We start from the raw sequence: 13614 nt of genomic DNA, 5'->3' as shown, positions 1-13614 counted from the left end.
TTTACCCCCACAAAATATGAAAACTATATGAAAAGAACCTTGTGTACCATGAAAACAAAACTTATAATCCTGCTGCTGGCAAGCACACTTACAGCCGGAGCACAAATGTATTTCGGCACTAAAAAAGAAGTACCCGACTCTGTATTTAACGCATTGGCACAAACTCCGCCTATGGGATGGAACAGCTGGAACAAATTCGGATGCAATGTGAGCGAACAGCTCATCAAAGAAATGGCGGACGCCATGATTGCCACAGGCATGAAGGATGCAGGCTATGAATACCTGGTCATCGACGACTGCTGGCAGGTAGGACGAGACGAAGAAGGAAATATACAGGTCGATCCCAAACGTTTTCCCAATGGAATGAAAGCACTGGCAGATTATGTGCATGCCAAAGGACTGAAAATGGGAATATATTCGTGTGCAGGCTCCGAAACATGCCAGGGAAGACCCGGAAGCCGCGGATATCAGTTTCAAGATGCACGTACATACGCCGCATGGGGAATCGATTACCTGAAATACGACTGGTGCTCCAATGAAGGACAAAAGGCGGAAGCTGCTTACCGTACCATGAGCGACGCGCTGAAAGCATGCGGACGTCCTATTGTATTCAGCATTTGCGAATGGGGGGAGAATGAACCATGGAAATGGGGAAAAGGTATCGGACATTTATGGCGCATCACTCCTGACATACGCGATTGCTACCAGTGTGTATTCGACTGGGGAGGTGTGGGAGTACTCGACATTATAGACAAGATGGCCGATCTCTACCCTTATGCCGGACCGGGACATTGGAACGATGCCGAGATGTTGGAAGTAGGTAATGGTGGAATGACACGCGACGAATATATCACCCATTTCTCCATGTGGTGTATGTTAGCAGCACCACTCATGAGCGGCAACGACCTGCGCAATATGGATAAAGAAACCATAGAAATATTAACCAATAAAGAGGTAATAGCCATCAACCAAGATAAAAAAGGAGAACAAGCCCGCCGGTTTATGGATATGGGCGAAAAAGAAATATGGGCAAAGCCGCTGAATGATGGTGAACTGGCTGTATGTTTCATGAACCGTACGGAAAACAGCTGGAAACTGGATTATGACTGGAAAAAACAAACCATCTATTTTGCCGATGAAGTGAACATACATCGGAAGGAATATAAAATAAGAGACCTATGGCAGCACAAAGACATAGGAACCACAGAAAGAAATACCCGGCACGAAATTCCCGCGCATGGAGTATTGATGGTCAGACTGACACCCATTAAATAATGAAACAACTCATTTATAATAATATGAAAACATATATCCTACCCCTGCTCATGATGATGCTCATCTCTTGTTCCAACTCAAAAACACAGGAAAATGAAAGCACAACGGTACCTCTGCCCGAAGGCAAAGAAATCTATATCCCCAAAGACCTGCGAAGCATGGACTTGCAAGACCCCGAAAGCAAATGGAGCTATCACCGCATGGCATGTACCGAAAACTTCGTCATCTTTTGGGAAAAAGGATTTGGTGACAACCTGTCAGACCCTCCTCAGCTGGAAGGACATTCCATGAAAGTAAACCTGAAAAATCTGGAAGAAAAACTAGAGCATTTTTACCATTATTTCTATCACACATTGCAATTCGCCAAAACCGGATCAAAATGCGACAAATACCGCATGATGGTTATGATCAATTATTCACTGGAAGGAACCGCTTATGGTGGAGACTATGACGGTGAGATCGGCGCTCTCTGGATTGCCCCCAACCGGGTACAGGACGAAAAGCTGAATTGTATAGCGCATGAACTGGGACATAGTTTCCAGTCACAAATCACCTGTGACGGCCAAGGAGAAGCCTGGGGTGGTTGCGGCTTCTTCGAAATGACCTCACAATGGATGCTCTGGCAAGTGAATCCAGACTGGATGACCGATGAAAAATATCATTGGGATGCATTCAAGACCCTTACCCACAAGGCTTATCTGCATTTGGAAAACATTTATCATTCACCATACGTCATAGAATATTGGAGCATGAAACGGGGACTGCCGTTCATCGCCGAACTTTATCGTCAGGGAAAAAGAGGGGAAGACCCTGTAATGACTTATAAACGCATGACTGGACTGACTCAGGAACAATTCTGTGATGAAATATTCGACGCCTGCCGTCATTTCATCAATTGGGATTTCCCACGGGTATGGAAAGAGACACGCCCTTATGCCAATCAATATACCTGCAAACTGAACAGCATGGATGACAACTGGTATCAGATCACACCCGAAAATTGTCCGGAAAACTACGGTTTCAACGCCATTCCTCTCTCAATCCCCCCAACCGGACAAACTGTAACAATAGAATTTTGTGGAGAAGCCGATAAAAATGGATTCCACACCATCAATGCAGACAAAGCCGGATGGCGCTATGGAATAGTAACCATCACAAAAGAAGGCAAGGCAGTCTATGGAGAAATGAAAGCAGACCCTGTGGGAAAAATCAGTTATGCTGTGCCAGAGAATTCATCTCCGGAACGTCTCTGGTTCATCGTTATGGGAGCGCCAGCCGAACATTGGATAAATCCGAATCAGGAAGAAAAGGATGCACAATGGCCTTACCGGATAAGAATAACTGGAAGTCAGCCCATTATTCAATAAAACCATATCACATTTTCTTTATGAGGGTGCAACAAAAATAGTACTATCAGACTATTGGCACCCTTTTAAAGAAAATATTTCCACACATTCATATTTCTATCTTGACCTCAATAAATATATTTCATTTTACAATGCTATTATTTCAAACCTTGTTATCTTTGCATAAAGATAAAAATAACAACTATGAAAAGCCCTGTCCTTTCGATACTCTTTCTACTTATATCAGTAACTTTACTTGCTGTACCCAATGATTTCCGTTTCCGACATTTCTCCGTAGAAGACGGATTGTCATCCAACTCTGTACGTGCCATTATGCAAGACAAATATGGTTTTCTATGGATAGGAACAGAAGAAGGTCTGAACCGATATGACGGAATCATGATAAAATCATATTCAATTTGCCCACAGGCAGCAGGCAAATACATATCCTCCCTGTACGGAACCAAAAAGAATATCTGGATAGGGACAGATGAGGGAATCTATATATATGCTTATGCAACGGAAACTTTTACCTATTTCGACCTCACAACTCCCAATAATGTCCGCATAACCAGCATCGTCAACCATATTTTGCAAGATAAAGACGGAAATTTATGGTTCTCGACCAACGGGCAAGGCTTGTTCCGATACAATCTATCAAAAAACTATTTGGAACAATACGAATTTACAAGTGCGTTCGGAATAGTAGCAAGCACAATGGCAGACAGTGACAACCAAATATGGGCTCTCACCAACCAAGGAGAATCAGGTGTTTACAAACTGAACAAAGCAGAAAATAAATTCGAGCCTTTTGGACTTCTTTACAATGCCGGAAATCACCACTCACAAGCATTAGCCATGCTGGAGGATTCAGAACAGACCCTTTGGCTGGGAACATGGGAGTGCGGGTTGCAAAAAATAGATAAATATACGCGGCAAACCACTACCTATTTACACCCTACGGACGGAAAAGGTGTAACACACATTCATTCGTTAATGGAATATGCCCCCCACCAACTATTGATAGGATCGGACGACGGGCTGTTATTATTCAATACCCTTACAGAAGAATATAAACTGTTTACTGAAAATGAAACTGTTCCCAACTCTTTATCAAACCGTTTTGTATATCCCATCATAAAAGACCGGGAAGGAGGTATCTGGATTGGGACTTACTATGGAGGGATTAATTATATTTCACCTAATGCTGAACAATTTGAAAGTTTTTCCCATTCACGACTTTACAATTCTATAAATGGAAATGTTATCGGACGGTTCTGCGAAGATGCTCATGGACAAATATGGATAGCTTCGGACGACGGTGGACTGAACCGATACTCGCCTAAAGACCGGAAGTTCGTTTACTATCTACCGGCTGATCATAAAAACAGCCTTTCCTATCACAACGTCCATGCACTATGCATGGATGGAGACAACCTATGGATAGGAACCTATACTGGAGGAGTGAATGTACTGAATCTGCAAACGGGAACTTTTAAAGTCTACCGCTCTTATACAGATATCCCGACCTCACTGGACGGAACCAGTTCTTACGCCATCTTTAAAGACAGATCGGATAGAATCTGGGTAGCATCCATGAATGGAATCAATCTGTATAACCGGGAAGAGGATAATTTTATCCGTATTAAGAACCTAGATGCTATGACCATAGACATAGACCAAGATACAAAAGGAAATCTCTGGTTTTCCACACAAGGAAAAGGATTGTTCAAATTTCATCCGGAAAAACAAATATGGAAAAACTATGTGCATAACAATACACTGCCCAATACGCTGGCCAATAACCAAGTAAACTGCTGCCTGATAGACAGCCATGGAGAGATATGGGCAGGAACCATGAACGGACTTTGTAAATACAATATAGAGGAAGACAATTTTGAAACCATCCCGTTAGAAATACCCAGCCACAATATATGCAGCATTATCGAAGACCAGCATATATTATGGCTGACCACTACAAAAGGGCTGGTCCGCTATATACCGGGAGAAGGTTGCCAGGTATTTACTAAAAGTGACGGACTACAAAGTGACCAGTTTCTACCCAATGCAGGTATCAAAGCTTCTGACGGAAAAATTTATATCGGATCGGTAAACGGATTCAATGCTTTCTATCCCCATCAAATTAAAACGAATCACGTACGTCCTCCGGTAGTCATTACTGCACTAGAAATATTTAATAAACAAATTCCTGTAGGAAACAAACTGCTTCCAAAATCTCTCAACCAGTTGGAAGAACTGGAGCTATCCTATAAAGAAAATGCATTCAGCTTGCTTTATGCCTCTTTAAGCTATTGCACCCCCAATAAAAACAAATACGCCTATAAACTGGAAGGATTTGACAAAGACTGGAACTATGTAGGCTCCCAAAATAAGGCCACTTACACCAATTTGCCCGCAGGAACCTATCTTTTCAAAGTAAAGGCGACCAATAATGACGGAATATGGAATGAAAAAGGAACCAGTCTGAAAATCACCATCCACCCTCCTTTCTATTGGTCCACCGCTTCCAAACTGCTCTATTTTGTATTGGTTTGCATAGCTTTCGGATTCGTCATCCGCTTCATCATCAAACGGACAGAGAAGAAACATACGGCTGAAATAAACAAACTGAACGCCAACAAGGAAAAAGAAGTACACGAAGCCAAAATCAAGTTCTTCACCATGATAGCCCACGAAATACGCACACCGGTATCCCTTATCATAGGACCTTTGGAGAAAATAATGAAATCTCCCGTGTCCCTGCCGTCTACAGTACGCGACGATCTGAATATTATTGACCGTAACAGCCAGCGTCTGCTGTTCCTGGTAAACCAATTGCTGGATTTCCGGAAAGTGGAACAGGAAGGAATGAAAATGAAGTTTGCTTCCCAAAATATCCACCAACTGCTCAAAGCGGTTTGTGAACGTTTCGAACCTTTCATCGCCCAACATGGAGCACGGCTTACTGTAAAATATCCTGAAGCAGATTTCACGGCTATAGTAGACAGTGAGGCGGTAACCAAACTAGTCAGCAATCTGTTGACCAATGCCAGTAAATACACAAAAGATGAAGTTACTCTTACCTGTATCGTACAGCCGGAACAACATACTTTTATAATCCGAGTGACAGATAACGGCATAGGGATCAGCAAAGAAGAACAAAAGAAGATATTCCATCCGTTCTATCAGGCTATGGATAACAAGCCGGGAACAGGTATCGGCCTCAGCATTGTCAAAAGTATCGTAGAATCACACAATGGCTGTATTGAAGTGGAATCCGAGGTTAACAAAGGATCATCTTTTATCGTAACGTTGCCTATAGAACAAGCACAAGTCCTGCCACAGGATACGGGCACATCACTATTGAACAACCCAGCCATTCCCGAAGGAATCTTGCAAGAGGACCTCTCCGGTTCTCCTATCAAACATAAACCAACCATGCTGATTGTGGATGATAATGAGGAAATGTTGAATTTCCTTTCGAGTAGTCTGGCTGATAAATACAGCATACTTACCGCAGAAGACGGTATAGAAGCACTGAATAAACTAAAAGAAAACGAAGTGACACTCATTGTAAGCGACTGGATGATGCCACGCATGGACGGAGTGGAATTCTGCAAAGCAATAAGGACTAACCAGGCTACCAGTCATATACCCTTCATCCTGCTAACGGCCAAGACAGATACCAACTCCAAGATAGAAGGTATGGATTGTGGTGCAGATGCCTACATAGAGAAACCTTTCTCCATGCAATACTTGGAAGCATGTATCAAGAATCTGGTAGACTTGCGTAATCTGCTGCGTCAGAAATTCTCGAAGATGCCGTTGGTTCCGCTGAACAGCATTGCCAATAATTCTATGGACGACAAGTTCCTTACCCGTATGAATGAAATCATAGAAGAGAATTTCTCCAATCCGGAATTATCCGTAGATTTCCTGGCCGAAAAATTATGTATCAGCCGTTCGGGTCTGTTTGCCAAAATAAAGACATTGGCCAATATCACCCCTAATGAACTGATTCAAGTGGTACGTTTGAAAAAAGCAGCGATCTTGCTGGCAGAAAACAAATATCGCATCAATGAAATCTGTTATATGGTAGGATTCAATAATCCGTCTTATTTCTCCAAATGTTTCCAAAAACAGTTCGGCATGAAACCGGGGGAATTTGTAAACGGGAAAAGAGAAGAATAAAAACCAATCAAAAATCATTTCCTAAAAATAAAAAATCCGGTTTCCCCTTTTCAGAGAAACCGGATCCATGATGAACGAGTGGTTTTATTTCAATCAATAATTATTCTTCTTCACTTCGAAATAAGCTTGCGGATGCAGACATGCAGGACATACTTCAGGAGCTTCCGTACCTACATAAATGTAACCGCAGTTACGGCACTGCCATACAGTTTCTTCCGCTTTCTTGAATACTGTGCCTTCTTCCACATTCTTCAATAAAGCCAGATATCTTTCCTCATGCCCCTTTTCAGCTTCAGCGATTCTGCGATACATAGTAGCGATAGCAGGAAAACCTTCCTGATCGGCCACATCAGCAAAGTGAGGGTAATCAGTAGTCCATTCTTCATTTTCACCGGCAGCGGCAGCTTTCAAATTTTCCATAGTGGTACCAATGATACCTGCAGGATAGCTGGCAGTAATTTCTACCATACCGCCTTCCAACCATTTAAACATACGTTTTGCATGTTCTTTTTCCTGATCGGCTGTTTCTGTAAAAATAGCTGCTATTTGTTCATAACCTTCCTTCTTTGCTGTACTTGCAAAGTAAGTATAACGCATTCTAGCCTGTGATTCACCTGCAAATGAAGTCAGCAAGTTTTTCTCTGTCTGTGTACCTTTTACGCTTTTAGCCATAATTGTTAGTTTTATTAGTTAGTATTATTTGATCATCTGTTGATGACACAAAGATATATATTTTATTTCAAAATTGTATTCATTACAATTACGTTTTTATATTTAATTAAACGTTCACTTTATATAAAATAAACAAGAACACCTATATTTGTGTTCACAACAACATTAACATTTTCCATTATGAAAAACATCATCAAATTATTCACTTTTCCCCTCCTTACTATAATAGGATTTAATTCATGTGCGTCCATACCGTTAAAAATCGGAGAGTCTGAAAACAACTCCACTTACACTGTCAGCTATCTGTTTGAACATGACGGTTGCAAGGTATATCGTTTTTACGATAAAGGAAATTACGTTTACTTCACTACGAGAGGAGATGTAACCAGTATCACAAATGATTCTACCGCCCAACGCACCATTACCATCAACAAAACACCCTATGAATAACAAAAATACGAATTTAAATAGAATAATACCTTAATTTATACATTAATTTTCTCTACTTTTGCAACTCGTTTAAAATCATAGCATAAAGTAGTTGACAAATGAAAGCATTTGAATTCAAACCGAAGCTCTTCACTACCCTACAGAATTATTCAAAAGAGAGCTTCATGGCCGACCTCATGGCCGGAATTATCGTAGGTATTGTTGCACTTCCACTGGCTATCGCATTTGGTATCGCTTCGGGAGTTTCCCCAGAAAAAGGCATCATCACTGCTATTGTAGCAGGATTTATCATCTCTTTATTAGGAGGAAGCAAAGTACAGATAGGCGGACCTACCGGAGCATTTATCGTAATTATCTATGGAATCATCCAAGAATACGGCATCAGCGGATTAACAGTAGCAACTCTTATGGCAGGAGTACTCCTTATTTTATTAGGTGTATTCAAGCTGGGAGCTGTTATCAAATTCATTCCTTATCCCATTATTGTAGGATTTACCAGTGGTATTGCCGTTACCATCTTTACGACACAGATTGCCGATATCTTCGGACTGAACTTCGGAGGAGAAAAAGTACCGGGAGACTTCATAGGTAAATGGATGATGTATTTCCGTCATTTTGATACTGTTAATTGGTGGAACGCCATTGTCAGCATAGTCAGCGTCCTGATTATCGCACTGACTCCCCGGTTCTCAAAAAAGATTCCAGGTTCACTGATTGCCATCATTGTAGTAACCATTGCCGTGTACCTGATGAAAACATATGGCGGAATCACTTGTATCGACACCATTGGCGACCGTTTTACCATTCAGTCACAGCTGCCGGATGCAGTAGTGCCCGAATTAAATTGGGAAGCTATCAAGAATTTATTTCCGGTTGCCATCACCATTGCTGTACTGGGAGCCATAGAATCTCTGTTGTCTGCTGCCGTAGCCGATGGTGTCATTGGTGACCGCCACGATTCAAACACGGAACTGATAGCCCAGGGCGCAGCCAATATTATCGCTCCGCTGTTTGGCGGTATTCCTGCTACAGGAGCCATCGCACGTACCATGACCAATATCAACAACGGTGGAAAATCACCTGTTGCAGGTATCATTCATGCAGTCATTCTGTTGCTGATTCTCTTGTTCCTGATGCCTCTGGCACAATATATCCCGATGGCCTGTCTGGCAGGTGTATTGGTGATTGTTTCCTATAACATGAGCGGCTGGCGTACTTTCAAAGCGTTGCTGAAGAATCCGAAATCAGACGTCACCGTATTGTTGATCACTTTCTTCTTGACTGTTATCTTCGATTTGACCGTAGCTATTGAAGTGGGTTTGCTCATTGCCTGTGTATTGTTCATGAAACGTGTCATGGAAACAACAGAAATATCGGTTATCAAAAATGAAATCGACCCCAATAATGAATCCGATCTGGAAGTGCACGAAGAACATCTCATGGTTCCCAAAGGTGTGGAAGTATATGAAATCAACGGTCCCTACTTCTTTGGTATCGCTACCAAGTTTGAGGAAATCATGTCCGAACTGGGCGACCGTCCCAAAGTACGGATCGTACGTATGCGTAAAGTACCATTCATTGATTCTACCGGTATTCACAACCTGACTAATCTATGCGAAATGTCTAAGAAAGAAAATATTCAGATTGTGCTTTCGGGAGTGAATGAAAAAGTGCATCAAATTCTTGAAAAATCAGGATTTAATGAACTGCTGGGAAAAGAAAATATCTGTCCTAATATCAATGTGGCTTTGGAGAAAGCAAAGGCTATTATAGAAAAATAAAATAAGAAAGGAGAGCATTATGGACTAAAATAAATGCTCTCCTTTTTGATTCTATTCTGCTAATGAGGGACAGGAATAGAAAGCCAATATCCTTTTTTCAGTAAATAAGTGTAAAATGCCCCCATACTCCTCACTGGTGTTTTAAAATCTTGAAATCAGATTTATCATTAAAAGACCTTATCCGCATCCCTAAGCCCTTCCTGCCATATAGCCAAGTGCTTTCTTCGTGTTTGTTGTATTTCCATAGCTTATGGAAATAGATAAATGAATATTCAATGCCTCCAACAGCATATTTCCTAAAAGGCTGTTACCTCCCCCATTATACCGCATATCAACAACCAGCAAAGAAACTCCCCTTTGATTCATATCCTGAATCATGTGTTCCAAAAAATGGAGTATAAATAAAAATTCCCGTTAAAATAGCGGACAGAAAATGGATATAGCGACAACGGTTCTATATTCACAAAAGTATGGGCATCCTGCAAAAGAACTAACAATTCATTAATTCTCAGCTGGAAATCGGCTAAAGTGATGTTATTTATTCATATCACAAAGCTCATCGCAAGCGGACAGGACAAACTGACGGCATTAGGCTTTCAATGACTTGTCAAGAATAAAAGCTGGATGTACCTTGGTCAGAAAGATGAAAAAGTTCATCAGTTCGTTCTGATAAAGATTAAAGCTTCCATCATTATAATCAGGGATAGAAGTATATTCCATTATTATTCAAATCCATTCAATTGCAAGTATGTGAAACAACGTATCTCCAGTCTTTGAAAAATATCCAGGAATAAATTATATGTTTTAATAGTGACCTGAAAAAGTAAGATATGTTCATGAGCAAAGTAAGTTCACTTCATCGGCAAAGTAAGTCAACTTACTTGCCCTTTGAAGTCAACTTACTTTTTTCTCAATACGAGACCGATACCGGAATGCCGGAATCCTTTATCAATTTTCCTATTCTGTCCAATTCCTCATGAGTAGCCTTTTCCAAATCATGATCGGGCGTTTCACGGTCGATGGTGTAAATCATCACCTGACGGGGAGCAATCTCTTTCACCGTTTCCAGCCAGGGCAGCACATACCGATCTGAAGTATTATCCACATCCTGCCCTTGATATTTACCTTTCATGAACATGGTCTGAATAATCAGATTACCTTTGAAAGCTTTCATCCCTTTTATAATTTTCCGCACATCATAGTGCCCGGTCGGGCGGTCTGTCAATCGAATATAATCCGTATCAATAGTATCCAGCTTCAATATATTATTATCTATCTTATTCAATGCATCAAATACCTCCGGTTTGTGAATAAAAGTAGAATTACTCAATACACTCACTTTTGCCTGAGGAAAATATATATCACGCAATGCCAAAGTATCCTCTATAATTCCTGCAAAGTGAGGATGAGCCGTCGGTTCGCCATTACCGGCAAAAGTCAGCACATCCGGTTTAGGACCATTTTGCTGCATATCAATCAAACGGGCTTCCAAAGCCTCACGAACCTGCTCGCGAGTAGGCAGTTTCTTTTGGGGACGATGATCTTCATTAAAACCACATTCGCAATAAATGCAATCGAAGGTACAAAATTTACCATCTTCAGGAAGAAGATTGATTCCTAAAGACACTCCCAAACGACGACTATGTACCGGACCGAAGATGGGAGAAGGATAAATGACTGTTGACATAGTTCTTTTTTCAGTTGATAACAGTACAAAAATACAGAATGTTTTTCAAAATTTCAGTCTCAACTGCAAATAAAGGTCACTCTTTGTACTGCCGTCAATTTCCTCCAAAGCGGAACTTATCTTATCCCGATTGAAATAATGGGTAGTTCCGTACTTGGCCTGCAAGATAATGTGTTTATTCAATTCATAACGGGCGTTCACTGCCACACGCATACCTTTATAATAGAATGAAGGCATGGAAAAAGCATAGAGCACACTCTTTTCATAGATAGTAAGACGGGAATTATAGTCATCCGTATTAAACCATGCGGCACTCAAATCAAGCTGAAGAGGAAGCAAATGAAATGTATAAGCAGCACTTTGAGAAACCAGAAAACCATTGGAAGCAGATTGCCCACGAAAGTTGATGCGTACATAATCCGCTATGGTTTTCAATGTCAGTTTATCTTTCACGCTATAATTCAATTGGTATCGGCATTTCTGCTGAATAGATGGAATAGTTTGCTTGGTTTTATCCGCAGCAGTGAAGTCCTTTTCCTTCTTTTTATAACGATATCTTATAAACATTTCCAGTTCATAAGTAGGTGAATAACTTAATTGGAGTAATCCATCCAATCCTTTGGTTCCTGCTTTGCTTACTAAATATTTCTTCCAAGGGAAATAGAAAAAATCACCATAACAGGTCATTTTGATATACTTTAAAATACTGGTTTCCAATCCTATATAAAATCCACTCTCATTTTGTACCGTACTTCCCTCTCCTATAGAACGAGCATAAACCGATTGATATTTGGCATCATAATACCTGTTCATAACTATTAACTGTGTTCCTCCTTTCGATGAATAACGTAACATATTCATGGTTGCCCAAGTACCACATTTGTCTATAGCCGTTTCACCCAATAAAGAGAAGCGTTTCCAAAAGAATTTATAATCTCCTCCCACATTATAAAAGTCCTTTCCACGGGGATAATAAATATTATAGTACTTCTTCTCAGGATTCAACGGCTTGTTGAAAACATTATAAACAGCTGTTAATCCTAACTCACAGTACTTTCCATTATAATTTAAATTACTGCCAACCAACTGATTAGTTAATGTATTTTTCTTCTCAAACTCACGACACAACCGGTGATATCCATCTTTTTTCAACGATCTTATAAACTGGTTATCAACAATACCATCCATCTTCCGATAAGAATAGAAACCATCCAATGTCCATCTTTTCGCCAACTTATAGCTGACTGCCATTCCTTGAAAATAGTTATATTCATCGGTAGAAGAATGCTTGCGTATGCCCCGGCTCTTATTTCCCAAAGTAGAGAGTGTAGCTGTTTTTCCCATCCCGAAATCAGTGTTGATAACTAGTCCATAACCATAGCTGACACGGTAATTACCAAGAGCTAAAGTCTTGATATGACCTATATTACGAATTAACAAGTATAGTGAATAAAAATCATAACCTTTTTTATTTTGTCCGGTAAAGAAAGGTTCTCCTGCATCCTTTTCAGCAGTAATTCCTGCATAAATCTGATCCCGATAATGAAAACTATATCGCAGATTATGATAATATCCATATCCCAAATACTGTTTGTTCGGATTCTTTTTTAAAGTTTCTGCCGGGTACTGTTGATACCCGGCCTTCGTATAAAAAGGAATATCGACACGTGTTGATAACTCTTGTTTACCGTATTTCAATATTCGCTTTATATTTGGTTTATATTGCTCTTTTTCAGGAGTTTCAAAGTAAATAAAGGGTAGTAAATAGTGAATAGTCTGCCTGTCAATATCTTCAATCATCCATAACTCATTGCGGGTAAGCATAGGACCATATTTGTACAGATAATACAATATATTCTCTACCAGTTGGTCAGAGAGAAATGGAAAACGTTCCAGTTGCTCTTTAGTTGCTGTATTGATATTGATGGGATTTTCACGTAATTCGGAAAGCTCCTCAAAGTGAGTATCCCATTGAAACGAACTGTTTTCATCTTCATCCATCAATTGCTCTGCCAGTTCTTCCCATACTTCCTGCGCACACAGGTTATGCACCGATAAAAGTATTGTAATACAGATAATTAACATTACTCTTAACAACCTGTTCATTTTGTAATTCATTGGCGTGTTTTAAGTTAAATAGTTTTATCCACTATACAGAGTAATCATATTTCTTGCTACTTTTGCACCAAGATGAAAAGGAAACTCTTTATAG

At 40.3% G+C, this 13614-nt stretch carries 10 protein-coding genes; 5 read left to right on the top strand and 5 right to left on the bottom strand.

Features of this window, described 5'->3' with window-relative positions; translation table 11 throughout:
- Positions 1–48 precede the first annotated feature (48 nt).
- The 3 genes from RE317_RS00710 (at position 49) to RE317_RS00700 (ending at position 6812) form a co-directional block, all read left to right on the top strand.
- On the top strand, positions 49–1275 hold the full coding sequence (locus RE317_RS00710) for a glycoside hydrolase family 27 protein (RefSeq protein WP_008781320.1): 1227 nt from the start codon (positions 49–51) through the stop codon (positions 1273–1275).
- Positions 1275–2642: a DUF6055 domain-containing protein gene (locus RE317_RS00705; RefSeq protein WP_005844078.1), complete on the top strand. Its 1368-nt coding sequence runs from the start codon at positions 1275–1277 to the stop codon at positions 2640–2642. Before RE317_RS00710 ends, RE317_RS00705 begins: the two co-directional genes overlap by 1 nt.
- Before the next feature lie 183 nt (positions 2643–2825).
- A complete protein-coding gene (locus tag RE317_RS00700; protein WP_008666507.1) occupies positions 2826–6812 on the top strand; it encodes a hybrid sensor histidine kinase/response regulator transcription factor in 3987 nt (1328 codons plus the stop codon).
- 93 nt (positions 6813–6905) lie between these two features.
- Here the strand turns inward: RE317_RS00700 and rbr are convergent, their stop codons facing one another.
- The gene (rbr, locus tag RE317_RS00695; protein WP_005844074.1) at positions 6906–7484 is read right to left on the bottom strand and encodes a rubrerythrin; all 579 of its coding nucleotides are present in this window, start codon (positions 7482–7484) and stop codon (positions 6906–6908) included.
- A gap of 180 nt (positions 7485–7664) precedes the next feature.
- Here rbr and RE317_RS00690 point away from each other — a divergent pair, with 180 nt between their 5' ends.
- Together RE317_RS00690 and RE317_RS00685 are read left to right on the top strand one after the other, a co-directional pair.
- Positions 7665–7934: a DUF4884 domain-containing protein gene (locus tag RE317_RS00690; RefSeq protein WP_005849984.1), complete on the top strand. Its 270-nt coding sequence runs from the start codon at positions 7665–7667 to the stop codon at positions 7932–7934.
- 98 nt (positions 7935–8032) lie between these two features.
- Positions 8033–9715, top strand: a complete 1683-nt coding sequence (locus tag RE317_RS00685) for a SulP family inorganic anion transporter (RefSeq protein ID WP_005849978.1) — start codon at positions 8033–8035, stop codon at positions 9713–9715.
- A gap of 189 nt (positions 9716–9904) precedes the next feature.
- On the opposite strand, the gene RE317_RS00680 is transcribed toward RE317_RS00685, so the two are convergent.
- The 4 genes from RE317_RS00680 to RE317_RS00665 all read right to left on the bottom strand — a co-directional run bounded on the left by RE317_RS00680 (position 9905) and on the right by RE317_RS00665 (position 13520).
- Positions 9905–10102, bottom strand: coding sequence for a S41 family peptidase (locus tag RE317_RS00680; protein WP_133300692.1), 198 nt, complete (start codon positions 10100–10102; stop codon positions 9905–9907).
- 201 nt (positions 10103–10303) lie between these two features.
- The gene (locus RE317_RS00675; protein WP_255323867.1) at positions 10304–10435 is read right to left on the bottom strand and encodes a hypothetical protein; all 132 of its coding nucleotides are present in this window, start codon (positions 10433–10435) and stop codon (positions 10304–10306) included.
- A 190-nt stretch (positions 10436–10625) separates the two neighbouring features.
- On the bottom strand, positions 10626–11402 hold the full coding sequence (locus RE317_RS00670; RefSeq protein WP_008666505.1) for a radical SAM protein: 777 nt from the start codon (positions 11400–11402) through the stop codon (positions 10626–10628).
- Positions 11403–11447: 45 nt separating this feature from the next.
- Complete coding sequence (locus tag RE317_RS00665; protein WP_008666504.1) at positions 11448–13520, bottom strand: helix-hairpin-helix domain-containing protein; 2073 nt, start codon at positions 13518–13520, stop codon at positions 11448–11450.
- Between the last annotated feature and the right edge of the window lie 94 nt (positions 13521–13614).

It is taken from the genome of Phocaeicola sp. GP0067 (genome assembly GCF_031119655.1).
Lineage (GTDB): Bacteria > Bacteroidota > Bacteroidia > Bacteroidales > Bacteroidaceae > Phocaeicola > Phocaeicola vulgatus.
The sequence above is the reverse complement of the archived record's forward strand: the minus strand, read 5'-3'. Positions and strand labels throughout refer to the sequence as shown.